20 protein-coding genes, 1 tRNA gene and 1 pseudogene are annotated in these 23832 nt (G+C 73.4%); 19 read left to right on the top strand and 3 right to left on the bottom strand.

Annotated features, from left to right (window positions below; genetic code table 11):
* Positions 1 to 29: 29 nt before the first annotated feature.
* From ssd to KU893_RS17135, 7 genes are all read left to right on the top strand, one after another.
* Complete coding sequence (gene ssd, locus KU893_RS17165) at positions 30 to 1061, top strand: septum site-determining protein Ssd (RefSeq protein ID WP_257441344.1); 1032 nt, start codon at positions 30 to 32, stop codon at positions 1059 to 1061.
* The gene (locus tag KU893_RS17160) at positions 1058 to 2245 is read left to right on the top strand and encodes a TadA family conjugal transfer-associated ATPase (protein ID WP_218235610.1); all 1188 of its coding nucleotides are present in this window, start codon (positions 1058 to 1060) and stop codon (positions 2243 to 2245) included. The genes ssd and KU893_RS17160 overlap by 4 nt, the downstream gene beginning before the upstream one ends.
* Positions 2245 to 3033: a type II secretion system F family protein gene (locus KU893_RS17155; protein ID WP_218235609.1), complete on the top strand. Its 789-nt coding sequence runs from the start codon at positions 2245 to 2247 to the stop codon at positions 3031 to 3033. Before KU893_RS17160 ends, KU893_RS17155 begins: the two co-directional genes overlap by 1 nt.
* On the top strand, positions 3026 to 3757 hold the full coding sequence (locus KU893_RS17150) for a type II secretion system F family protein (RefSeq protein ID WP_257441342.1): 732 nt from the start codon (positions 3026 to 3028) through the stop codon (positions 3755 to 3757). The genes KU893_RS17155 and KU893_RS17150 overlap by 8 nt, the downstream gene beginning before the upstream one ends.
* Positions 3758 to 3926: 169 nt before the next feature.
* On the top strand, positions 3927 to 4106 hold the full coding sequence (locus tag KU893_RS17145) for a DUF4244 domain-containing protein (protein ID WP_218235608.1): 180 nt from the start codon (positions 3927 to 3929) through the stop codon (positions 4104 to 4106).
* Positions 4078 to 4506, top strand: a complete 429-nt coding sequence (locus KU893_RS17140; RefSeq protein WP_218235607.1) for a TadE family type IV pilus minor pilin — start codon at positions 4078 to 4080, stop codon at positions 4504 to 4506. The genes KU893_RS17145 and KU893_RS17140 overlap by 29 nt, the downstream gene beginning before the upstream one ends.
* Before the next feature lie 16 nt (positions 4507 to 4522).
* Positions 4523 to 4891 carry an Rv3654c family TadE-like protein gene (locus tag KU893_RS17135; RefSeq protein WP_218235606.1) on the top strand — a complete coding sequence of 123 codons (369 nt, stop codon included), beginning with the start codon at positions 4523 to 4525 and terminating at the stop codon, positions 4889 to 4891.
* 6 nt (positions 4892 to 4897) lie between these two features.
* On the opposite strand, the gene KU893_RS17130 is transcribed toward KU893_RS17135, so the two are convergent.
* A complete protein-coding gene (locus tag KU893_RS17130; RefSeq protein WP_218235605.1) occupies positions 4898 to 5209 on the bottom strand; it encodes a hypothetical protein in 312 nt (103 codons plus the stop codon).
* 25 nt (positions 5210 to 5234) lie between these two features.
* Complete coding sequence (sftH, locus tag KU893_RS17125; protein ID WP_218235604.1) at positions 5235 to 7601, bottom strand: DEAD/DEAH box helicase; 2367 nt, start codon at positions 7599 to 7601, stop codon at positions 5235 to 5237.
* A gap of 160 nt (positions 7602 to 7761) precedes the next feature.
* On the opposite strand from sftH, the gene KU893_RS17120 reads away from it, so the two are divergent.
* The 4 genes from KU893_RS17120 to KU893_RS23680 all read left to right on the top strand — a co-directional run bounded on the left by KU893_RS17120 (position 7762) and on the right by KU893_RS23680 (position 12793).
* Entirely contained in the window at positions 7762 to 8094 is a 333-nt protein-coding gene (locus KU893_RS17120; protein WP_141796303.1) for an STAS domain-containing protein, read from the top strand.
* A gap of 174 nt (positions 8095 to 8268) precedes the next feature.
* Positions 8269 to 10569: a sodium-translocating pyrophosphatase gene (locus KU893_RS17115; RefSeq protein ID WP_218235603.1), complete on the top strand. Its 2301-nt coding sequence runs from the start codon at positions 8269 to 8271 to the stop codon at positions 10567 to 10569.
* A gap of 3 nt (positions 10570 to 10572) precedes the next feature.
* A complete protein-coding gene (locus KU893_RS17110) occupies positions 10573 to 11358 on the top strand; it encodes a M14 family zinc carboxypeptidase (protein WP_218235602.1) in 786 nt (261 codons plus the stop codon).
* 70 nt (positions 11359 to 11428) lie between these two features.
* Complete coding sequence (locus KU893_RS23680; protein ID WP_218235601.1) at positions 11429 to 12793, top strand: Ig-like domain-containing protein; 1365 nt, start codon at positions 11429 to 11431, stop codon at positions 12791 to 12793.
* An 18-nt stretch (positions 12794 to 12811) separates the two neighbouring features.
* On the opposite strand, the gene KU893_RS17100 is transcribed toward KU893_RS23680, so the two are convergent.
* On the bottom strand, positions 12812 to 13177 hold the full coding sequence (locus tag KU893_RS17100) for a YciI family protein (protein ID WP_218235600.1): 366 nt from the start codon (positions 13175 to 13177) through the stop codon (positions 12812 to 12814).
* A gap of 249 nt (positions 13178 to 13426) precedes the next feature.
* Between KU893_RS17100 and KU893_RS17095 the strand changes: the two genes are divergently transcribed.
* From KU893_RS17095 to KU893_RS17060, 8 genes and pseudogenes are all read left to right on the top strand, one after another.
* Positions 13427 to 14923, top strand: coding sequence for a DUF7059 domain-containing protein (locus tag KU893_RS17095; protein ID WP_218235599.1), 1497 nt, complete (start codon positions 13427 to 13429; stop codon positions 14921 to 14923).
* A 9-nt stretch (positions 14924 to 14932) separates the two neighbouring features.
* On the top strand, positions 14933 to 15979 hold the full coding sequence (locus KU893_RS17090) for a DUF2510 domain-containing protein (protein WP_218235598.1): 1047 nt from the start codon (positions 14933 to 14935) through the stop codon (positions 15977 to 15979).
* A 439-nt stretch (positions 15980 to 16418) separates the two neighbouring features.
* On the top strand, positions 16419 to 19127 hold the full coding sequence (gene topA, locus KU893_RS17085) for a type I DNA topoisomerase (RefSeq protein WP_218235597.1): 2709 nt from the start codon (positions 16419 to 16421) through the stop codon (positions 19125 to 19127).
* Positions 19128 to 19266: 139 nt separating this feature from the next.
* The gene (gene tmk / locus KU893_RS17080) at positions 19267 to 19938 is read left to right on the top strand and encodes a dTMP kinase (RefSeq protein ID WP_218235596.1); all 672 of its coding nucleotides are present in this window, start codon (positions 19267 to 19269) and stop codon (positions 19936 to 19938) included.
* Entirely contained in the window at positions 19935 to 21086 is a 1152-nt protein-coding gene (locus tag KU893_RS17075; protein ID WP_218235595.1) for a DNA polymerase III subunit delta', read from the top strand. The genes tmk and KU893_RS17075 overlap by 4 nt, the downstream gene beginning before the upstream one ends.
* Positions 21087 to 21108: 22 nt before the next feature.
* Entirely contained in the window at positions 21109 to 22656 is a 1548-nt protein-coding gene (locus KU893_RS17070; protein ID WP_218235594.1) for an alpha/beta hydrolase, read from the top strand.
* 70 nt (positions 22657 to 22726) lie between these two features.
* Positions 22727 to 22799: transfer RNA gene (locus tag KU893_RS17065), tRNA-Thr, on the top strand.
* A 647-nt stretch (positions 22800 to 23446) separates the two neighbouring features.
* Positions 23447 to 23698: pseudogene (locus KU893_RS17060) on the top strand (adenosine deaminase); the annotation flags it as partial.
* Positions 23699 to 23832: the final 134 nt, after the last annotated feature.

Below are 23832 nucleotides of genomic sequence, written 5' to 3'. Positions count from 1 at the left end.
ACGCCCGTCCCGCGGACGTGCCTCCCCTGGTGGTGACCGCCGATGACGACCTGCTGGCCGAGCTGCTGCCGCTCGCCGCCGCGGCCGACGTCTCCCCGACGATCGCGCGCGACCCGCTGACCGCCCTGGTCACGTGGAGCCGCGCGCCGCTCGTCCTCGTCGGCGCCGACCTCGCCGCCGCGATGGTGCGGGCCGCTCCCGAGCCCCGTGCGCGCACCCTGGTCGTCAGCGGACCGCGCCCGCCCGACCAGCTGTTCCGCACCACGCTCGACCTCGGCGCCGAGAGCGTCGTCGAGCTGCCGGGCTCCGCCGGCTGGCTGGTCGAGCTGCTCGCCGATCTCACCGAGCACCAACCCGACCGCGCCCGGGTGATCGGGGTGATCGGCGGCACCGGCGGCGCCGGTGCGACCACCTTCGCCTGCGCGCTGGGCCAGTGGGCCGCCCGGTACGGCGACGCCGCCGTCATCGACTGCGACCCGCAGGGTCCGGGCCTGGACCGGATGCTCGGCCTGGAGCGCTGCGACGGGTTCCGCTGGGACGCGCTGTGCCAGACCACCGGCCGGCTCTCGGCGCGTTCCCTGCGCGAGGCGTTGCCGCGCCGGGGGAGCCTGGGCGTGCTGTCGTGGTACGTGGACGGGCGGACCCAGAGCCTCCAGGCGTTCGCCGTCCGGGAGGCGCTGTCGGCCGCGCGCCGGGGGCACCGGGTGGTCGTCGTCGACCTCCCCCGCTCGCCGGACCCGCTGGTCGACGAGGTCGCCGCACGCTGCGACGAGCTGCTCGTGGTGACCCTCGGCAGCGTTGTCGGGGTCGCCGGCGCCGCCCGGATGCGGGCCCGCTTCGCCGAGCACGCCGCGCCCGGGGTGGTGCTGCGCGGCGAGGCGTTCACGGCCGAGGAGGTCACCCGTGCCGTCGGACTGCCGGTCCGCGTCCAGATGCGGGACCAACGCGGTCTCGCGGAGGCGGTCGACCTCGGCTTCGGGCCGTTGCGCTCGCGGCGGGGTCCCTTGGCGCGGGCGGCGGCCCGGGTGCTCGACGTCCCGGTCGCCGAGGCAGCGGCATGACGCCGGAGGCGGACGTCATGGCGCTGGTCGAGGACGTGCGCGCCCGGCTGGCCCGGACCCCGGGCGACCTCAGCCCGCACCGCGTGGCCGAGGCGCTGCGCGCTGCCGGGCGCCCGGTCGGCGACGCCACGGTGCTGGCGGTCTACGAGGCACTGCGGCGCGACGTGATCGGCGCGGGCCCGCTCGAGCCACTGCTCGCGCTGCCCGGGGTTACCGACGTCCTCGTCAACGGTCCGGGCCCGGTCCGGATCGACCGCGGCGACGGGGTGGAGGAGACCGACGTCGTGCTGCCCAGCGAGGAGTCGTGCCGCCGGCTGGCCCAGCGGTTGGTGGCCAGCGGCGGGCGCCGGCTCGACGACGCCGCGCCGTGGGCCGACGTCCGGCTGCCCGACGGGACCCGTTGCCATGCGCTGCTCGCGCCGCTCGCCCAGCCCGGGACCGCGATCTCGCTGCGCGTGCCGCGCCGCGGCGGGTTCAGCCTGGCCGAGCTGCGTGCCGCGGGTGCGCTGAGCGACGCCGGCCTCGAGCTGGTCCGTCGGCTGGTCGACGCCCGGCTGGCGTTCCTGGTGACCGGCGGGACCGGAGGCGGCAAGACCACGCTGCTGGCCGCTCTCCTCGCCACGGTCGATCCGGCGGAGCGGATCGTGGTCGTCGAGGACGCCGCCGAGCTCCGCCCCGAGCACCCGCAGGTGGTCGGCCTCGAGGCCCGGCCGGCCAACCTGGAAGGAGCCGGTGCGGTGCTGCTGCGCGACCTGGTCCGTCAGGCGCTGCGGATGCGTCCCGACCGGCTCGTGGTCGGCGAGGTCCGCGACGCGGCCGTGGTGGATCTGCTCGCCGCCATGAACACCGGCCACGAGGGCGGCTGCGGCACGCTGCACGCCAACTCCGCCGCCGACGTCCCCGCCCGGATCGAGGCGCTCGCGCTCAGCGCCGGCCTGGCCCGCGAGGCCGCCCACAGCCAGCTGGTCGCCGGGCTCGACGCCGTCCTGCACGTGCGCCGTGACCGGCGCACCGGCCGCCGACGCCTCGGCGAGGTCGCCGTCGTCGCCCGAGGACCCGACGGGCTGGCCCGGACCGAGGTCGCGGTCGCCTTCGACCCCGCCGGTACGCCGAGTGCCGGGCCCGGTTCCCGGCGGCTGCTCGCGCTGCTCGACGGGCGTGACCGGGACGAGGGGAGGGCGTGATGGACCTGCTCCTCGTCGCGCTCCTCCTCGCCGGGGCCCTGCTGCTCGTGGTTCCGGCGCAGCCGCGCCTCCGGGATGCTGGTCCGGTCTCCCGCAGCGGCCGTCGCTGGCGGGTCGTCCTGGCGGCGACGGCGGCCGCGTCGGTCGCGCTGCTCGCTCGGGGGTCGGTGCCGGGCATGGTGCTCCCGCTGGTCGGCCTCGCCGTCGCCAGCGCGGTGGTCCGCAGCCTCGCCGCGCGGCGACGGGACCGGGCCGCGGCACAGGTACGCCGTCGCGTCGTCGACCTGTGCGACGGACTGCGCGCCGAGCTCTCCGCCGGTCAGACCGCTGCCGGTGCCCTCGACCGGGCCGCGACGGAGTGGTCCTTCGTCGCGCCGGCGGCCCGGGCGGCGCTGACCGGCGGCGACGTGGTGGCGGCCCTGCGCTCGCTCGCGACCGTCCCCGGCGGCGAGGCGCTCCGCGTGGTCGCGGGTGCCTGGCAGGTCGCGCACCGCACCGGTCACGGCCTGGCCGACACCCTCGGCCGGGTCGCGGCCGACCTCCGCGCCGCGGAGCGCACCCGTCGGGTCGTCGGCGGCGAGCTGGCGTCCGCTCGGGCGACCGCCCGACTGCTCGCCGCCCTCCCCGTGCTGGCCCTGCTCATGGGGTCCGGCGCGGGCGCCGACCCGCTGCGGTTCCTGCTCGGCCACCCCGCGGGACTGGCCTGCCTGGTGGGTGGCCTCGCCACCGGGTACGCCGGACTGGTCTGGATCGAGGCCCTCGCCCGGGACGTGGAACGTCGTGGCTGAGACGCTCCTGGTCGGTCTGCTCACCGGGCTGGGCGTGCTGATCGGCCCGGGCCGCGACCGGCCTGCCCGGCCGGCGAGCTCCGCCGTGCCCGTGCCGGCGGCCAACGTTGCGGGCGCTGAGGGGTTGCTGCGCCGCGGACGACCCCTGTGGGCGCTGCTCGCCGGTGCGGGCACGGCGGCCTTCCTCGGCGGCCCGCTCGCGCTGCCGGCCGGGATCGCGGCCGGTACCGCGGTGTGGGCGAGCGCGGGACGGCTCGAGCCGCGGGAGACCCGCCGGCGTCGGGAGGAGGTGCGCCGCGACCTGCCCCACGTCGTGACCCTCCTCGCCGCCGCGCTGCGGTCCGGCCAGGCGCCGGCCGAGGCCGTCGAGCTGGTCTGCCGGGCGCTGCCGGGCGCCGCCGCCGACCGTCTGTCGGCCGTCGCGGCTCGCCTGAGGCTGGGTGGCGACGCGGTCGTGGTCTGGGGGCGTCTGGCCGACGACCCGGACCTCGGTCCGCTCGGGCGGGCGCTCGCCCGGGCCCACCGGACCGGTGCCCCCGTGGTCGCCGCGGTCGACGCCCTCGCCGACGAGCTGGGCTCGCGGGCCCGAGCCGAGGTGGAGGACCGGGCGCGGGCCGTCGGGGTACGGGCCGCCGTACCGCTGGGGGTGTGCCTGCTGCCGTCCTTCCTGCTGCTGGGCATCGTGCCGCTGGCGGTCTCGCTCGCGACCGGCATCGTCGGATGACGGACCAGCAGTCCCACTCGTACCGCGGGGTGCCGTCGACCGTCCCCAGGCAGGTGGCCGGCCGGGTCCTGTCCACAGGTCCGGTCCCGGCGAGGGCCAGGGGGCGGCCGGTGCGCGCAGTGTCGTTCCGACGGCCGCACCGGGCGGCTGCTGACGAACGGAGAGACCCTTGGCACTGCGCACCTTCCGCCCCTCACAGCGGGGCGTCACCACCGCGGAGTACGCCGTCGCGACCGCGGCCGGAGCCGGCTTCGCTGGCCTGCTCTACAAGCTGCTCAGCGGCGGCTTCGGCGACAAGCTGATCAAGACCCTGTTCGACCATGTCCTCAACCTGCTCGGGCTGGGCTGAGCGGGCCGCGGGCCGCCGTACCCGGCCCCGGCGGTCGCACGACCGGGGTGCGGTGACGGCCGAGCTCGCGCTCGCGCTCCCCGTCCTGCTCGCGCTGACCGCCGGGCTGGTCTGGCTGCTCGCGGTCGCGGTCGCGCAGGCCCGGACCGTCGACGCCGCTCGCGAGACCGCCCGAGCCGTGGCGCGCGGCGACGACGCGGGCGAGGCGGTGGCGCTGGGCGAGCAGGTGGCACCCGACGGCGTCCGGCTCTCGGTCACCCGGGTCGGCGACCGGGTGGTGGTCCGGGCCCGGGGCCGGATGGGCGGTCCGGGCCCGCTGTTCGGGGCGTTTCCCGGCGTGACCCTGCGTTCCGAGGCGGTCGCGGTCGTCGAGGGAGACGACAGCGAGGGAGACGGATGACGACAAGGAGGAGGCGATGAGCGAGCGAGGCGCCGCCACCGTGCTGACCGTGGCGATGGCGGGGGTGCTGCTGCTGGTGGGTGCGGCGACGGGAGTGGTCGGCGCGATCGTCGTCGCCCACCGCCGGGCCCAGGCGGCCGCCGACCTGTCGGCGCTCGCGGCGGCGACCGCTCTGGTCGGGGGCGGCGGTCTGGACCACCCGGGGCGCGATCCCTGCTCGGCCGCGGCCGAGGTGGCCGAGGCCAACGACGCGGCGCTGGCCGGCTGCTGGGTCGAGGGCCGGGAGGTCCTCGTCGAGGTTCGGGTCGGTGGACCGCGGTGGCTCGGCCAGGACCGCGACCTCGCCGCCCAGGCGCGCGCCGGGCCCGACTCGGCCGCGAGGTGAGGCGGGTCAGCCCTCGTCGTCGGCCAGCTCGTTGCGCCGCCGCTCGAGCTCGACCTGGTCCAGCTTCTCGGAGAGCTCGGTGAGGCGCTTCTGCTCCTTGCGGCGCCGCCAGCCCTGCTTCGCACCTGCCTTCATCATCCACAGGCCGAGCACGATGAGCAGCGCGGAGGCGGCGCCCCACAGGACGAGCGTCCCGGGGGAGACATCCCAGTTCATGATCTCGGCGGAGCGGTGCTTGTAGTCGATGCTGGCGCCGAAGAAGCTCAGCACCAGCCCGATCACACCGACGACCAGGACGACCAGTCCGAGCAGCAGCATGGCGGCAGGCTACTCGCCGGGACGCCTACTCGGCGGCAGGGGCGGCGCGGAGCAGCGCGTCGAGCAGCGCGACGGCGCCGGACTTGTCGAGCGGGTCGTTGCCGTTGCCGCACTTGGGCGACTGGATGCACGACGGGCAGCCGGCGGCGCACTCGCAGGCCGCGATGGTGGCGCGGGTGGCGCGCAGCCAGGCCGCCGCGGTGCGGTACCCGCGCTCGGCGAAGCCCGCGCCGCCCGGGTGGCCGTCGTGGACGAACACGGTGAGGACGCCGGTGTCGGGGTGCCGGGCGGTCGACACGCCACCGATGTCCCAGCGGTCGCAGGTCGCGAAGAGAGGGAGGAGGCCGATCGAGCAGTGCTCGGCGGCGTGCGCCGCGCCGGGCAGGTCGGCGGCGACCAGGCCACGGTCCGCGAGCAGCTCGCCGACGACGTCGTCCGGGACCGTCCACCAGACCGCCGCGGTCGACAGCGTGCGGGCCGGGAGGTCGAGCGGCCGTTCGTCGATCACCTCGCCGGTGCGGGTCCGTCGGCGCAGGTACGACGTGACCCGGCTGGTCACCTCGACCGTCCCGAACGAGACCCGGCAGGGTCCCCAGTCGACGTGCTCGCGTTCCTCGACGATCTCGATGTCGGTGACGTCGCGAGCCGTGGTGGTGTGGTCGACGTCGGCGCGGCGCAGCGTGGCGACGTGGTCGTCGAGGTCGAGCGACTCGACCAGCCAGGTCTCGCCGCGGTGGAGGTAGACCGCGCCCTCGTGGGCGGTGGAGTGGGCCCGGCCGCCGTCGACGGTGCCGACGACACGGCCGGTCCCGGCCTCGACCAGCTGGACCTGCGCGCCTCCGGCCGAGCGGATGTCGGCCAGGTCGGCGGCCCGGGACCGGTCGGTCCAGTACCAGCCCGCCGCCCGGCGCCGCAGCAGCCCGCGCTCCACGAGCGAGCCGAGGACCTCGCGCATCCGCGGTCCGAACAGCGCGGCGTCGGCGACCGTCACCGGGAGCTCCTGCGCCGCGGCGCACAGGTGCGGCCCCAGGACGTAGGGGTTGTCGGTGTCGAACACGGTGCCCTCGACCGGCCGGCCGAGCAGCGCCTCCGGGTGGTGGACGAGGTAGGTGTCGAGCGGGTCGTCGCGGGCCACGAACAGCCCGAGCGCCCCGCCGCCGTCCCGCCCCGCGCGCCCGACCTGCTGCCAGAACGCCGCGCGGGTGCCGGGATAGCCGGTGACCACGACCGCGTCGAGGCCACTGATGTCGATGCCGAGCTCGAGCGCGTTGGTGGCGGCCATGCCGAGCAGCCGCCCGCTACGCAGGTCCTGCTCGAGGGCCCGCCGCTCCTCGGGCAGGTAGCCGCCGCGGTACGAGCCGATCCGCCCGGCCAGTGACGCATCGACCTCCGCGACCAGCTCGCCCGCCCGCCGGGCCACCGTCTCGACGCCGTGCCGCGAGCGGACGAAGGCCAACGTGCGGACGTCCTCGACCACGAGGTCGGCCAGCAGGTCGGCGGTCTCGGCCGTCGCAGGGCGTCGTACGGGCGCCCCGTTCTCCCCCTGGTACGACGTCAGCGGCGGCTCCCACAGGCCGAGCGCGAGCGCGCCGCGGGGCGAGCCGTCCTCGGTCACCGCGGTCACGTCGAGCCCGGTCATCCGGCGGGCGGTGACGTCGGGATCGGCGACCGTGGCCGATGCCAGCACGAACACCGGCGTGGCGCCGTGGTGTGCGCAGACCCGCCGCAGCCGGCGCACCACCTGCGCGACGTGGGCGCCGAAGACGCCGCGGTAGTGGTGGCACTCGTCGATCACGACGTAGCGCAGCGACCGGAAGAACGAGGTCCAGCGCTCGTGGCCGGGCAGCAGGGAGCGGTGGAGCATGTCGGGGTTGGAGAGGACGTACTCCGCGTGGTCGCGGGTCCACTCCCGTTCCTCGGGCGTGCTGTCGCCATCATGGGTGGCGACCCGGACGTCGAGGCCGAGGTCGCGGATCGCCGACCACTGGTCGTGGGCCAGCGCCTTGGTGGGAGCGAGGTAGAGCACCGACGCGCCCCGCTGGCCCCGCGGGCCGCGGGCGGCACGGATGTCGCAGAGCGCGGGCAGGAGGTAGGCCAGCGACTTGCCGGACGCCGTCCCGGTCGCGAGGACGACGTGCTCGCCGCGGTGGGCGGCTTCGGCGGCCGCGACCTGGTGCTGCCAGGGGAGCGTGACGCCGCGAGCGGAGTACGCCGCCACGACGTCCGGGTCGGCCCACGCCGGCCAGGCTGCGGTCGCCGCGGGCCGCGAGGCCACGTGCTCGCGGTGGGTCAGCCGGTCGGCGCGGGCGGGCAACGCCGCCAGTCGGTCGAGCAGCACGTCCGGGTCGTGTCGCCGGGACGGGGCGACGCCGAGATCGGGCTGCGCGGTCATGCCCCGATTCTCCCTCGGACCCCCGACACGACCGGCAGGCATCCCGGCAGGCATACCGGCAGGCATACCGGCAGCATGTCCGCTCCTTGCACGCGCGCGCGGCGGGCATGGTTTGATAAGTGCCACCAGACGGAGAAACAGCTATCCCGGGGTGAGGGTCGTGAATCTGACACTGTCGACGCGCGAGGTCGGTGGGCGCACCGTCGTTGCCGTGGGTGGCGAGATCGACGTCTACACCGCGCCCAAGCTGCGTGACACCATCACCGAGCTGGTCGCCGGCGGCACCTACGACATCGTCGTCGACATGCAGGCGGTCGAGTTCCTCGACTCCACCGGTCTCGGCGTCCTCGTCGGCGGCCTGAAGAAGGTCCGCGCCCACGACGGCTCCCTCGAGCTGGTCTGCAACGCCGACCGGCTGCTCAAGATCTTCAAGATCACCGGCCTGGCGAAGGTCTTCGTCATCCACGACTCGGCCGACGCCGCTCTCGCCTGACGCCGGTCAGGACCACGCGTTCGGTGTGCGGACGACGGTCCGGCCCATCACGACTTCATCTGTGACGCGCGTCACAGCTTCCATGTGTTCTGCGCCACACTCTGCGTAGACTCCGGGCACGATCTCAGACCTGGCCCCGTGGCCGAACCTGAACCCCCCGCAGGAGGCAGTCGTATGCCCCGTCCTCTCGTCGCAGATGTCGAAGTCACCGGGGGCGACCTCGCCCTGGTGGCGATCGTGGCCGTGATCGCCCTCGGCTCGCTGGGCATGGCCGCGCTGTTCAGATCGGAGGTCCTCCGCGCCGGGGAGGGCACCCCGAACATGCAGCGGATCGCCCAGGCCGTCCAGGAGGGGGCCAACGCCTACCTCACCCGCCAGTTCCGGACTCTGACGATCTTCGCTGCCATCGCGTTCGTCGTCCTCCTCGCGCTGCCGGCCCACACGGCCGACGGCGCGACGGGGCTCCAGTCGGAGTGGGCGGTGCGGATCTCGCGGTCCGTCTTCTTCCTGGTGGGCGCCGCGTTCTCCGGGGCGGTCGGCTATCTCGGCATGTCCTTGGCGGTGCGCGCGAACCTGCGGGTCGCGGCGGCCGCCAACGAGCAGGGACGCGACCCCGCGATGAACATCGGTTTTCGGACCGGAGCGTTCGTCGGCATGTTCACCGTCGGGCTCGGCCTGCTCGGCGCGAGCGTCGTGGTGATCGTCTTCCAGGAGACGGCGCCGAACGTGCTCGAGGGCTTCGGCTTCGGCGCCGCGCTGCTCGCGATGTTCATGCGGGTCGGCGGCGGCATCTTCACCAAGGCCGCCGACGTCGGCGCCGACCTGGTCGGCAAGGTCGAGCAGAACATCCCCGAGGACGACCCGCGCAACGCCGCGACGATCGCCGACAACGTGGGCGACAACGTGGGTGACTGCGCCGGCATGGCGGCCGACCTGTTCGAGTCGTACGCCGTCACCCTGGTCGCCGCCCTGATCCTCGGCTCGCAGGCGTTCGGCGACAAGGGCCTGGTGTTCCCGCTCATCGTCCCGGCGATCGGCGCGCTCTCGGCCATCGCCGGCGTCTACCTCACCAAGCCGCGGGCCGGCGAGGGCGGGCTCAAGACCATCAACCGGGCGTTCTACATGTCGGCCGCGTTCGGCGCGGTCGCGAGCGCGGTCGCCGCCTTCGTCTACCTGCCCGGCGAGTGGGACGAGCTGGGGTCCGGCGTGACGGCCGACCTGTCGCCCCCGTTGTTCGCGGCCGGCGCCGTGGCGATCGGCATCGTGCTGGCGGCGGCGATCCTCGCGCTCACCGGCTACTTCACCGGCACCGAGCACCGTCCGGTCAAGGACGTCGCCCGGACCTCGCTGACGGGCCACGCGACCGTGATCCTGTCCGGGCTCTCGGTCGGCTTCGAGTCGGCCGTCTACACCGCGATGGTGATCGGCGCCGCCGTGTTCGGCGCCGCGCTGCTGGCGGGCGGCTCGACCGGCCTCGCGCTGTTCGCGGTGGCCCTCGCCGGCTGCGGCCTGCTGACCACGGTCGGCGTGATCGTCGCGATGGACACCTTCGGCCCCGTCTCCGACAACGCCCAGGGCATCGCGGAGATGTCCGGCGACGTGAGCGAGGAGGGGGCCCAGATCCTCACCGAGCTGGACGCGGTCGGCAACACCACGAAGGCGATCACCAAGGGCATCGCCATCGCCACCGCCGTGCTCGCGGCCAGCGCCCTGTTCGCGTCGTACACCCAGAGCGCGTACGACGAGGTCGGCGCCGCCCTCGACCAGGACTTCCTGGTCTACGACGCCAAGCTGATCGTCGGCGCCCTGCTCGGTGCCTGCGCGGTGTTCCTCTTCTCGGGCCTGGCGATCAACGCGGTCGGTCGTGCTGCCGGCGCCGTCGTGCTGGAGGTGCGCCGCCAGTTCCGCGACATCCCCGGGATCATGGAGGGCACTGCCCGCCCCGAGTACGGCCGGGTGGTCGACATCGTCACCCGCGACTCGCTGCGCGAGCTGGCCACGCCGGGCATCCTGGCGATCCTGGCTCCGGTGGCGGTCGGCTTCGGTCTCGGGGTCGGCCCGCTCGCCGGCTTCCTCGTGGGAGCGATCGCCACGGGCACGCTGATGGCGGTCTTCCTCGCCAACGCCGGTGGCGCCTGGGACAACGCCAAGAAGCTGGTCGAGGACGGGCACCACGGAGGCAAGGGCTCCGAGGCGCATGCGGCCACGGTCACCGGCGACACGGTGGGTGACCCGTTCAAGGACACGGCGGGTCCCTCGATCAACCCGCTGCTCAAGGTGATGAACCTCGTGTCGCTGCTGATCGTCGGGGCGGTGGTCAGCCTGTCCTACGGCGAGGACGAGAACGACGTGGTGCGGATCCTGATCGCCCTCGCCGCCGCGTCCGGCATCTTCGCGGCGGTGTACATCTCCAAGCGGCGGGTCTCCACGATCGGGGACGACGCCCCCCAGCCCGCCGCGACCGAGTCCGTCTGAACCGTGCGCACTCTCCTGGCCGCGCTGGCGGCGACCCTCGCGATCGTCGCCGGCGCGGCCGTCGGCGTCCCGGCCCAGGGCGCGCCGGCGTCAACGCCCGCACGCACGGGCGCCGCCGCTTCGTACGTCGAGACGTCGGTCGTCATCGGCACCTCGACCCGCGGCCGGCCGATCCGTGCCTACTACCGCGGCGACGAGGGCGCCCCGCACGTCCTGCTGGTGCTCGGGCAGATGCACGGCGACGAGAAGGACGGTCTCGCCACCGCGCGCTGGATCCGTGACCACGCCCGCCCGCGGCCCGGCACCGGCGTCTGGGTGGTGCCGACGATGAACCCGGACGGCAACGCGCGCGGAACCCGCACCAACGGTCGCGGGGTCGACCTCAACCGCAACTGGCCGACGAGCGGCTGGTCGGGTGCCCGTCGCGGCACCCGGTACTGGGGCGGTCCGCGCCCCGCGAGCGAACCCGAGACGCAGGCGATGCTCGACTTCCTCGGGCAGGTGCGTCCCGACCTCGTCGCCTCGATCCACCAGCCCCTGCGGGCGATCGGCCGCGGCGGCCACGGGCGCTGGGAGCGACGACTGGCCCGGTTCCTGCACCTGCCGCGCCGCCACCTCGGCGTCGGCAACCCGTCCGGCACGGACTCCCCGACCCTCACCGCCTGGTACGACACCACCCTCGGCGAGCACGGCGCCGCCACCACCATCGAGTACGGCGCCCGCACGAGTCACCGCTACCGGACCAGGGTCGCCGGCCGCGGCATCCTGCGCGCCGCCCGGATCCGGTGACGCAGGCCGCGCCCCAACATTGGGGTCGAACCCTGACGCGGCGCACGGGAGGGACTGGCGCAATGGCACGGTGACCAGAACCCTGCGCTACCTCGCCGTCGTCGTCGCACTCCTGCTCGGGACCGGCCTGCTCCGGCCCGCGCCCGCCTCGGCCGACGACCCGGGCAAGTGGTACGACGGCGGCATCCGGTACACGACGATCACGAACTGCCCCTCGCTCATCCAGGGGACGCCCTACCTCGAGAAGGGCGCGGGCGCGTACGCCGGCTACTGGGCCGACCCCGACAGCGGGTTCCCGGCGGCAGGGCAGACGTTCTGGATCCACTACGCGTTCTACGGCATGGGCATGCCCTGCTCGGGCGGGACCTACTTCTCGCCGACGATCTACCTGCCGGACGGCGTCACCTTCGACACCAGCCAGCAGATCCGGTGCGGGTACGACGGCAGCGGCGGCGCCGCTCCGCAGGGCAACTGCCCCGGCTGGGACCACATGTCGGGCGGGACCTACTCCAACAACCAGGACTCCGGGCTGTGGGGCGTGGCGCAGGGCCACCACTGGGAGTTCCAGTTCCCGGTGAAGGCGACGCACGCGATCTCGGGCGCCGACATGCTGATCGCGGTCAGGACCGCGGACGGGAACAACAGCCCGACGCTCAACCTGCTCTCGTCCATCTACGTCTTCAACGGCGGCGGCCAGCCGGCGTCCGGGCCGCAGGTCCTCTACGACACCCCGTCGACGATCAACGCGGCGACCGCACCCGACGGCAGCCAGACCCGGTACGGCTTCTACTCGACGTTCAACGCGATCACCAACCACGTCGGTGGAAGCCTCGGGGTCCAGCTGAGCCCGAACCAGTCGACCGGCTGGCAGCTCGAGCTGCCCTGCGGGTCCTACTGCACCGACACCACGGGCGCCTCCCTGTGGACGACCTGGGACGAGGCGGGATTCCCGACGCTCACCGCCGGGGCGACGTACTACTGGCGCGGCTACTTCAAGCCCACCGGCGGCGCGATCGTCTACGGCGCCTGGCAGTCGTTCACCGTCGGCGCCTCCGGGAGCGGTGCGACCAGCGAGCCCGGCGGACTGGGCAGCACGGGTGGGGGCGCCCCGGGGGGCTTGTCGGGCGGCACCTCCCTCGGCGGCACGATCACCGCGATCAAGGCCGCCGCGACGGTGAAGGCGAAGGCGAAGGGAACGCTGCGCGCGGGCCGGCGCGGCAAGCTGAAGGTCACCGTCACCTCGGCCCGCGGCGCGACCGGCACCGTCACCGTGACCGAGAAGGGCAAGGTCGTCGGGACCGGGGTGCTCGCCGGCGGGACGGCCGTCGTCCGCCTCAAGAAGCTCAAGGCCGGCAAGCACAAGCTGGTCGTGAGCTACGGCGGCGACGCGGCGGCCGGTCCCGCCGCCGGCAAGGTGAAGGTGAAGGTGCGGTAGCCCGGGCCCCTGACAGGGTCAGGCGAGCCCGTCGAACGGACGGACCTCGACCTTGCCCCGGCACGCCTTCGACGCGTCGGCGGCCAGGCGCAGCGCGACGTCGAGGTCGGGCACCTCGATCACCCAGAAGCCGCCGATCGCCTCCTTGGTCTCCAGGTACGGCCCGTCGGTCATCACCGGCGCCTCGCCCTGCCCGTCGACCACGGTGGCGGTGGTGGCGGGGGCGAGGCCGCCGGCGAAGACCCAGTAGCCCTCGGTCTTGAGTCGCTCGTTGAAGGCGCCGGTCTCGGCGAAGGACTGCTCCATCTCCTCCTTCGAGCCGTAGCCGTAGAACTCGTCGGTCTGCTCGGCGGGTCCGTGCACGGACATCAGGTACGTCGTCATGTCGTCGCTCCTCGATCCGGGGCGGTCCCGATGACCGCCTCCTGCCCTCACCACGAACGGCACCACACCGATCCGACAGCCGCCACCCCCGGATCTCCGGCGATCCTCCGTCCGGACCCGTCCGGCAGCGCCGGCCGCGGGCGTCGCTCTTGGTGCGTGTCGGTGCCGCCGTGGCGGGTCTCCTCACCGCCCTGCTCCTGCTCGTGGGGGTCGCCGGGGCGTCGTAGCGGGGCCCACTAGCGTGGTCCCGTGCTGCCGATCTCCCTCGCCGCCCCGCTGCGCGGCGCCCTGCTCGCCGCCGACTTCACCTACGACGCGGTCAGCGAGCTGCTCGGGCCCCAGGCCCACCAAGCGCTGTCCCGCAACGAGACGACGCCGGGCCGCCGCCGTACGACGGACGGCAGCCCGCTGGCCACCCTGGTCCGGCTGTTCCTGCTGCAGACCGCGGTGACGGTCGAGGAGGCGGAGCGGGCGCTGCCGGGGCTGGTCGACAAGCTCGCCAACGCGGGCGCGCTGGCGCAGAGCGTGGGCGAGGTCGCGGCCCGGCTCGACGTGCGCCCGTACGCCAGCGAGGAGGGTGACCTGTGGGTCGTCAGCGACCTGACCCCCGGCCTCGACGGCGGCGCGACGAAGGTGACCGGCGACTACGTGCTCGGGATCAGCCCAGCGTCCTCCAGCCTGGCGCAGCTGACCCTGCGCCACGACGTCGGCAGCGCGCTCGACCTCGGCACCGGCTGCGGCGTGCAGGCCCTGCACCTGGCCACCCACAGCGACCGGGTCGTCGCGACCGACGTCAACCAGCGGGCGCTCGCGATCGCCCGGTTCAACGCGGCGCTCAACGACGTCGACGACAAGGTCGACGTGCGCGACGGGTCGTTCTTCGCGCCGGTGGCGGGGGAGCGCTTCGACCTGATCGCCACCAACCCGCCGTTCGTGATCTCGCCGGCGACCGGCGAGCGGCTCGTCTACCGCGACTCCGGGCTGCCCGGCGACCAGGTCGTCGAGCACATCGTGCGCACCGCCCCCGACCACCTCACCGACGGCGGCTGGTGCCAGGTCCTCGCCAACTGGGTGATCGACCGCGACCGCCCGTGGGACGAGCGGCTCGCGACCTGGCTGCCCGACGAGTGCGACGCGCTCGTGGTCCAGCGTGAGGTGCTGGACCCCGCGTCGTACGTCGAGCTGTGGCTCAAGGACGCCGGCCACCACCCGGCCACGGGCGGCGACCCGGCGTCCTACGCCCACCGCTACGACACCTGGCTGTCCTGGCTGGAGGAGCAGGGGGTCGGCGGGATCGGGTTCGGCTGGATCAACCTGCGCCGCCGTGAGGGCGCGGCCGCCGCGACGCTGGCCCGCGACCTCCTCGAGTGGCCCTACGACGTCGAACAGCCCATCGCGCCCGCCATCGCCGCGTGGGCCGACTCCGCGCGGGCCTCGGCGGCGCTCGACGCCGACACCCGGTTGGTGATCCGCGAGGACGTGGTCCAGGAGACCAGCGGCCCGGTCGGCGCCGAGGACCCGGCCGCCATCGTGCTGCGCCAGCAGCGCGGCTTCCGGCGCGCGCGCAAGGTCGACACGGTCACCGCGGCAGTCGCCGGGGCGTGCGACGGCGACCTGCCGCTCGGGCAGCTCGTCGACGCCGTCGGACACCTGCTCGAGCGCGACCCCGCCAGCCTGCGCGAGGTCTACCTGCCGGAGCTGGCCGAGCTGGTCGCCGAAGGCTTCCTGGCTCCGGCCGACTCGTAGGGTGGCCCCGTGACGAACGCAGGCTGGTACCCCGACCCCGCGGGCGCGCCCGACACCTTCCGCTACTGGGACGGCCAGGCGTGGAGCCAGATGACGACCACCCAGCCGTCGGGCGGCGTGCGGCCGACGCCAGAGACCCAGGTCCCCACGCCGCCGCCCGCCGCGCCCACGGCGTACGGCGCGGTGCCGCCCGTGCCGCCCGTGCCGCCCGTGCCGCCGGGTCCGCCCGTGCCGCCGGGCCCGCCGTCGCCGTACGGCCAGCAGCCGTTCCCGCAGCAGCCCTCCCAACCGTGGAGCCCCACCCCGCCGCCCGGCGGCTCCGGGGGTAGCAGCAAGACGGTCGTCATCGTGATCGCCGCGGTGCTCGCGCTGGTCCTGCTCGGTGTGGCCGGGTTCTTCGGCATCCGCGCCGTCACCGGCGACGACGACAGCGGCGAGCGCAAGGCGGCCGACGACAGCTCGCAGGAGGCGTCGTCCTCCGACCAGCCGTCCAGCACCGTGAAGCCGACCGGCATCCAGTGCACCGGCGGCTCGCCGGCCCCGGCGCAGGAGCCCGACCCGGCCGCCACGCAGCTGAGCGGCGGCGGGCTCTCCATCCCGCGCACCCCCGCCTACGACCTCGCCACCGGCGACCAGGTGTCCTTCGGGTTCGCCGACGCTTTCGTGCTGCAATACACGAACGTCGAGGAGAAGTGGATCAGCCTGACGGGCGTCGGCGCGCTGCCGAAGGCCAACGGGTTCGACGACGTCGCGACCGCGGCCGAGGTGGTCATGCAGTGCCTCACCGGCAGCGAGAACGTCTACAGCGGCTTCACCGGCCGCACCGACACGGTCAACGAGGAGACCACGGTCGACGGCAAGCCGGCGTACCGGATCACGGCCGAGGTCCACGTCGACACCCCCGAGGTCACCGTCGACGGCGACCTGACCGACGTGATCGTCGTCGACACCGGCGACCCCGCGGCGTACGGCGTCTACATCGGCATGGCCGCCCTCGGCCACCAGGACCTGATCGGCGCCAACGAGGCCGTCATCGACCAGATCAAGGTCGACTGACCCTCCCGCTGGTCGAGGTGCGACGAGCGCCAGCGAGGAGCCTGGTCCGGTGGTTGAGGTGTGACGAGCGCCAGCGAGGAGCCTCGAAACCTCCGGGCCCACAGACACGAACTGTGCCCGGGCGGGTTCCGGCAGCGCGGCAGGTGGCTCGCTGGCGCTCGCACCTCAACCACCGGCGAGGCCTGCTCCGGTGGTTGAGGTGCGACGAGCGCCAGCGAGGAGCCTCGAAACCGCCCGGACCTGGTGCCGGGGACGTGGTCACGCCCGCTGGCCGACGAGCGGGTTCGCGTGGTCTCGAGGCTCGGCGCCGGGGCGCCTCGCACCTCGACCAGCGGGGTCGCGGACGACCACTCTGGACGCCGCTCGCGACGGCGCTCGACAGCACGCGCTACCGTGAACCGCCGAATCAGGCAGCGCACGAGTAGCAGAGAAGGTCCCCGTGTCCCACAAGTTGGTGATCGTCGAGTCGCCGGCGAAGGCCCGCACCATCGGCGGCTACCTCGGCGACGGCTACGTCGTCGAGTCCTCCATCGGCCACATCCGTGACCTGCCCAACAACGCGGCCGACACCCCGGCCAGGATCAAGGACAAGCCGTGGGGGCGGCTCGCGATCGACGTCGAGAACGGGTTCGAGCCCTACTACGTCGTGCCCCGCGACAAGAAGAGCCACATCTCCAAGCTCAAGAGCCTGCTCAAGGACGCCGACGAGCTCTTCCTCGCCACCGATGAGGACCGCGAGGGAGAGGCGATCGCCTGGCACCTCCTCGACGAGCTGAAGCCGAAGAACATCCCCGTCAAGCGGATGGTCTTCCACGAGATCACCAAGGCCGCCATCCAGGAGGCCGCCGCCAACCCGCGCGAGCTCGACATGGACCTCGTCGAGGCCCAGGAGACCCGCCGGCTCCTCGACCGCCTCTACGGCTACGAGGTCTCGCCCGTGCTGTGGCGCAAGGTCATGTCCGGCCTGTCCGCGGGCCGCGTGCAGTCCGTCGCGACCCGCCTGGTGGTCGACCGCGAGAAGGAGCGGATGGCCTTCAAGGTCGCTTCCTACTGGGACCTCGAGGGCACCTTCGACGCCGGCAGCAAGCACGACCAGCGGATGTTCCCCGCCAAGCTGCACACGATCGACGGCACCCGGGTCGCGTCCGGCACCAACTTCGGCCAGGACGGTCAGCTCAAGGCCAAGGCCGACGTCGTCCACCTCGACCAGCGCCGGGCCGAGGCCCTCGTCGCGGCGCTCGCCGACACGGCGTACGACGTCCGCTCGGTCGAGGCCAAGCCGTACCGTCGCTCGCCGTACGCGCCGTTCCGCACCACCACGCTCCAGCAGGAGGCCAGCCGCAAGCTCGGCATGAGCGCCTCGGTCACGATGAGCGTGGCCCAGCGGCTCTACGAGAACGGCTTCATCACCTACATGCGTACCGACAGCACCACGCTGTCGGGCAGCGCGATCGGTGCGGCGAGGGCGCAGGTGCAGGAGCTGTACGGCGCCGAGTACCTCCCCGACGCGCCGCGCACCTATGCGAGCAAGGTCAAGAACGCCCAGGAGGCGCACGAGGCGATCCGCCCGGCGGGCGACTCGTTCCGCACCCCCGCGCAGACCGGCCTGACCGGCGACCAGTTCCGGCTCTACGAGCTGATCTGGATGCGCACCGTCGCCTCGCAGATGAAGGACGCCGTCGGTCAGTCGGTGACGATCCGCCTCGGCGGCGCCGCCTCGAGTGGCGAGGACGTCGTCTTCTCCGCGTCCGGCCGCGTGATCACCTTCCACGGGTTCCTCAAGGCGTACGTCGAGGGCACTGACGACAACGCCGCGAAGGACGACCAGGAGACCCGGCTGCCGAACCTGGCCGAGGGCGACGCCGTGTCCGCCGCGTCGCTGTCCGCCAACGGGCACGAGACCAAGCCGCCGGCCCGCTACACCGAGGCCACGCTGATCAAGGAGCTCGAGGACCGGCAGATCGGCCGGCCCTCGACGTACGCCTCGATCATCGGGACGATCCTCAACCGCGGCTACGTCTACAAGAAGGGCACCGCGCTGGTGCCGGCCTGGATCGCGTTCTCCGTGGTCCGACTGCTGACCGAGCACTTCACCCGGCTCATCGACTACCAGTTCACCGCCGGCATGGAGGACGTCCTCGACGACATCGCCCGTGGCGACAAGAGCCGGGTCGCGGAGCTGACCGAGTTCTACTACGGATCCGACCAGCGCGCCGGCCTCAAGCGGCTGGTCGACGACCTCGGCGACATCGACGCGAAGGCGCTGGCGACGTTCCCGGTCGGGGACCCGGCGGACGGCATCGACCTGCGGGTCGGCAAGTACGGCCCGTACCTCGAGGGTCCCGGCGACGACGGCGCCCCGGCGGGCAAGCGGGCCAACGTGCCCGACGACCTGCCGCCCGACGAGCTGACCCTCGAGAAGGCCAAGGAGCTGCTCGCCAACCCGGCGGGCGAGGAGATCGAGCTCGGCGTCCACCCCGAGACCGGCCTGCAGGTCGTGGCGAAGAACGGCCGGTTCGGGCCGTACGTCACCGAGGTGCTGCCCGAGGACGCGCCGAAGTCGGCGAAGCCCAGGACGGGCTCGCTGTTCAAGTCGATGTCGCTCGACACGGTCACCCTCGAGGACGCGGTGAAGCTGCTGGCCCTGCCGCGGGTCGTGGGCGCCGGTGAGGACGGCGAGGAGATCACCGCCCAGAACGGCCGCTACGGCCCGTACCTCAAGAAGGGCACCGACTCCCGCTCGCTCGCCAGCGAGGACCAGATCTTCGGGATCACCCTCGACGAGGCGCTCAAGATCTACAGCCAGCCCAAGCAGCGCGGCCGCGCCGCCGCGGCCCCGCCGCTCAAGGAGCTCGGCAACGACCCGGTCTCGGGCCAGCCGATCGTGGTGAAGGCCGGCCGGTTCGGCGAGTACGTCACTGACGGCGAGTACAACGCCACCCTGCGCAAGGACGACTCGGTCGAGGCGATCACCCTCGAGCGGGCCGCCGAGCTGCTCGCCGAGCGCCGGGCGAAGGGCCCGGCCAAGAAGGCCGCGAAGCGGGGCGCGAAGAAGACCGCCGCGAAGAAGACGACGGCCAAGAAGACCACCGCCAAGAAGGCTCCCGCCAAGAAGGCGGCTGCGAAGAAGGCGGCGAAGAAGTCCTGACCACCAGATCGTTCGATCGAACGGTTCGGGGGAGTTCTCGGTCCGAGATCCCCTCAGATCGTTCGATCGAACGGATCGGTGGTCGGCTCGCGCCACCCGGCCGTCGCACGTGTCGTACCGGTCTCGTAGGTTTCGTCCCGTGACGACCTCGCCCCAGCGCTGGCCCGGCCGGTACGCCGACACGGGCGTCTTCGTCTGCTTCGAGGGCGGCGAGGGCGGCGGCAAGTCGACCCAGTCACGGCTGCTCCACGACCGACTGACGGCGCGGGGGTACGCCGTCCGGCTCACCCACGAGCCCGGCGACACCCCGGTCGGCAAGGACCTGCGCCGGATCGTGCTGTCGCCGGAGACGGGCGCGCTGGCCCCCACGACCGAGTTCCTGCTCTACGCCGCCGACAAGGCCGAGCACGTCGAGACGCTGGTGCGTCCGGCGCTGGCCCGCGGTGAGGTCGTGATCACCGACCGCTACGTCGACTCGACCCTCGCCTACCAGGGCGCTGGCCGCGCGCTCGACCTGGCCGAGCTCGAGGACGTCTCGCGCTGGGCGACCGGCGACCTGCGGCCGCACCTGACCGTCGTGCTCGACCTGGAGCCGGAGGCCGGCCTGGGCCGGTTCGAGGGCCGGGACCGGATCGAGGGGGAGGGCCTGGAGTTCCACCAGCGGGTGCGCCGCTCGTTCCTCGACCTCGCCGGCCGCGACCCCGAGCACTACGCCGTCATCGACGCCCGCGCCCCGATCGAGGAGATCGCCGAGCAGGTCGCGGGCCGGGTCGAGCCGCTGCTCGCCCGGGCCACCAGGAGCACGTCGTGACCGTCTGGGACACCCTGGTCGGGCAGCGCCACGTCATCACGGCGCTGCAGCAGGCCGTCGCCGGGCACGGCATGACCCACGCCTGGCTGTTCACGGGGCCACCCGGCTCGGGTCGGTCCAACGCTGCGATCGCGTTCGCCGCGGCGCTGCAGTGCCGGCAGGGCGGCCTGGGCCCCGACTGTCCGGACCGGTGCCACGACTGCCACACGGTGCTCGCCGGCTCCCACGCCGACGTGTCGGTGGTGCGCACCGAGAAGCTCTCGATCGGCGTCGACGAGGTCCGCGACCTGGTCCGCCGCGCGTCGCTGAGCCCGATGGGCGACCGCTGGCAGATCCTCATCGTCGAGGACGCCGACCGGCTCACCGACCAGGCCTGCAACGCCCTGCTGAAGGCGATCGAGGAGCCCAACGGCCGCACCCTGTGGATGCTCTGCGCGCCGACCGTCGAGGACGTGCTGCCGACCATCCGCTCCCGCTGTCGGCTGGTGACCCTGTCGACCCCCACGGCCGAGGAGGTCGCCGGCTTCCTGCTCGCGCGGGGCGTGGCGGAGCCGCTGGCGTGGTATGCCGCCCGGGCGAGCCAGGGCCACATCGGCCGGGCCCGCGCCCTCGCGTTCGACGAGGCCGTGCGCTCGCGGCGCCAGGAGGTGGTGTCGATGCCGGCGCGGCTGACCACGCTCGGGCGCTGCATGGACGCCGCGACCCGGCTCGCCTCGACCGCGAAGGACGAGGCCGACGCGATCACCGCCGAGCTCGACGCCCGGGAGAAGACCGACCTCGACGCGGCGTACGGCGTGGTCGAGCGCGGCCGCCGCCCCCGCGAGTACGCCCCCGCGCTGGCCGCCCTCGAGAAGGGGCAGCGCACCCGCGCCAAGCGGCGCCACCTCGATGTCGTCGACCGCGGCCTGAGCGACCTGATGTCGGTCTACCGCGACGCGATCGCGCTCGCCAGCGGCGCCCCCGGCGCGCTGGTCAACGAGGAGATCCGCGACCAGGTCGAGGCCATCGTCGAGACCTCCACGCCCGAGCTCAACCTGCGCAGGATCGGGTGGATCTTCGAGGCCCGCGAGCAGATGCTCGAGTTCAACGTGCCCGTGGCCTTGGCGCTGGAGTCGATGATGGTCGCGTTGAAGGCACCCCAGCGGTGATCCCCACTCCGAGGAGCGAAGTGTGAGCAAGCGGACCCTGGTCGTCACGGTCGTCACCGTGTGGGCGCTGGTGCTGGCCGGCGCGGTCGGGATCGGCATCGTGCTGCTCCGCGACGACGACGCCGACAAGCCGGCCGACGCGGGAGACGAGCCCGCGGCCACCGCGGCCGCGGACGGGCGCACGCTCGAGGACTTCTACGACCAGGAGATCACCTGGACGCGGTGCGACCAGGCCGAGTGCGGCACCCTCGACGTCCCGATCGACTACCAGCAGCCGGGCGACGGCGCGATCAAGCTCGCCGTCAAGCGCACCCGCGCGACGGGCGAGCGGATCGGCTCCCTCGTGGTCAACCCGGGCGGTCCGGGTGCGCCCGGCACGACCATGGTCGACAACGTCGACTTCTACTTCGCCGACGAGTTGCGGGCGGCCTACGACATCGTCGGCTTCGACCCCCGCGGCACGGGCGAGTCCGCGCCCGTCGACTGCCTGACCGACGAGGCCCTCGACGCCTACGTCGCCGCCGACCCCGACCCGGACACCCCGGAGGAGGTCGCGACGGCCCAGGAGAACAGCCAGCAGTTCTGGACCGGCTGCGCGGCCCGCTCGGGCGCGGTCGGACCCCACGTGAGCACCGTCGAGGCGGCCCGCGACATGGACGTGCTGCGCTCGGCGCTCGGCGAGGACCAGCTGGCCTACTTCGGCTTCTCCTACGGCACCCGCCTCGGCGCGACGTACGCCGAGCTGTTCCCCGACCAGGTCGGCCGGCTGGTCCTCGACGGCGCCGTCGACCCGTCCCTGGCTCCGCGCGAGGGCGCGCTGAGCCAGGCCATGGGCTTCGAGACCGCGCTGCGCTCGTACGTGCAGAACTGCGTCGACGCGGGCGGTTGCTTCCTCGGCGCCACTGTCGAGGCCGGCATCACCACGATCCAGGACCTGCTCGCCTCGATCGACGCCAAGGCGCTGTCGACCAACGACCCCGAGCGCCGCCAGCTGACCATCGGCCTGGCCTTCTACGGCATCGTGCTGCCGCTCTACAGCGAGGACAACTGGCCCTACCTCGACGACGGCCTGCAGGAGGCCCTCAAGGGCGACGGGTCGACCCTGCTGCAGCTCTCCGACTTCTACGGCTCCCGCGAGAACGGCACCTACACCGACAACAGCCTCGAGGCGATCTCGGTCATCAACTGCCTCGACGACCCCTGGTCGATCACCGCCGACCAGGTCCCGGCCAACATCGCCGAGTTCGAGAAGGCCTCGCCGACCTTCGGTGAGGTGTTCGCCTGGGGCCTGACTGCCTGCAACGGCATCCCCTTCGCCTCCACCGACGAGCCCGACCTGAAGATCGACGGCTCCGGCGCCGCGCCGATCGTCGTCCTCGGCACGACGCGCGACCCGGCGACGCCGTACGCCGAGGCGGTCGCGATGGCCGAGCAGCTCGAGTCCGGCGTCCTCGTCAGCCGCGACGGCGACGGCCACACGGCGTACAACAAGGGCAATGCCTGCGTCGATGACGCGGTCCACGCCTACCTGCTCGAGGGCACGGTCCCCCAGGACGGTCTCTCCTGCTGAGGCCCGGATTCCGCACTCGGCCGGTGACCTCGGTATGCTTCCGCGGTCACCTGTCCTGACAGGTGGCGGCGCCGCCTTAGCTCAGTCGGTAGAGCGAATCACTCGTAATGATTAGGTCGTCGGTTCGATTCCGACAGGCGGCTCAGAAAAGTGGGGGGGGGGGGCGGGGGGGCCGCGCCCGGCCCCCCCCGCCGGCGGGACGGGGGGGGGGGCGGGGGTTCCCCTCCCCCCCGCCCCCCCCCGGGGGGCCCCCCCCCCCCCGCCCCCCCCCCCCCCCCCCACTTCTGCTTCCGGCATGGGAGATGCCAGTGGCGAACTACTGGCGAGATATCGGTGCCGGGCGGGTCGGCGTGTGTGTGGGCTGTGTGGTGGCGCCTGCTCAGGCCGGGGCGGGTGACGTGGTCGGCCAAAGGCCTCCGGGGCCAGCCCCGCCCCAGTCCGGCCCTGCACTACCAGTTGACTCCGCGAGCAGGGGATCCTTTTACCGCCAGAGACCGTTCCGGCGGTAAATTTACCGTCGGCTGAGCCTGTTGCACGAACCCGAACGACGTCGTTTCGACTACTACATGTAGACCGAAACGGAGCCAAACGGCCCAGATGTTGTGGACATTCTTGGCGGGATGAGGTTCGTGCAACACGCTCGGCTGCTGGCCTCTTTAGGAGGCCGCGGGTGTCCGGCCCCGTCTTGGCTGTCCTGGATCAGGAAGCGCGGGCGGGTGACAGTGGTGTGGCGGCGGAAGGGCGAAAGGTCTGAGCTTGTTTCGACCAGCAGTTTCTAGTCGAGGATTGGTACGCAGACGGCGTTGTTCATGGCGAGGCTCGTTTCGCTCCCGAGTTGCACACCCGCCGCGGCCTGAGCCTGGACGAGGTCATCTCGGCTGTCGCTGCAGGACTTGAGTCCGGCTCTGCCGCGACTGGTACCAGCACTGCCCTGATCGTGTGCTGTATGCGCCCTTCCGACCCTGCGGTCTCCTGGACCGTCACCGAGGCGGCGGTGCGCTCGCCGAGCGCGGTCGGACTAGACGTGGCAGGCCCGGAGATCGGCCATCCGGACAGAGCCCCGTGGGGTGGTGGGCTTGAGGTGATCCTCGGTGCCTACGTGTCGCTGCTCTCGATGGCGGCGACGGGGTCAGTATCGCTGGTCTCGTAGAGCTTCGCCATGGATCCTTCGGACAG

Source organism: Nocardioides daeguensis (assembly GCF_019192965.1).
Classification (GTDB): domain Bacteria; phylum Actinomycetota; class Actinomycetes; order Propionibacteriales; family Nocardioidaceae; genus Nocardioides; species Nocardioides daeguensis.
Note: the sequence above shows the minus strand (reverse complement) of the source record. Positions and strands in the feature narration are given on the sequence as shown.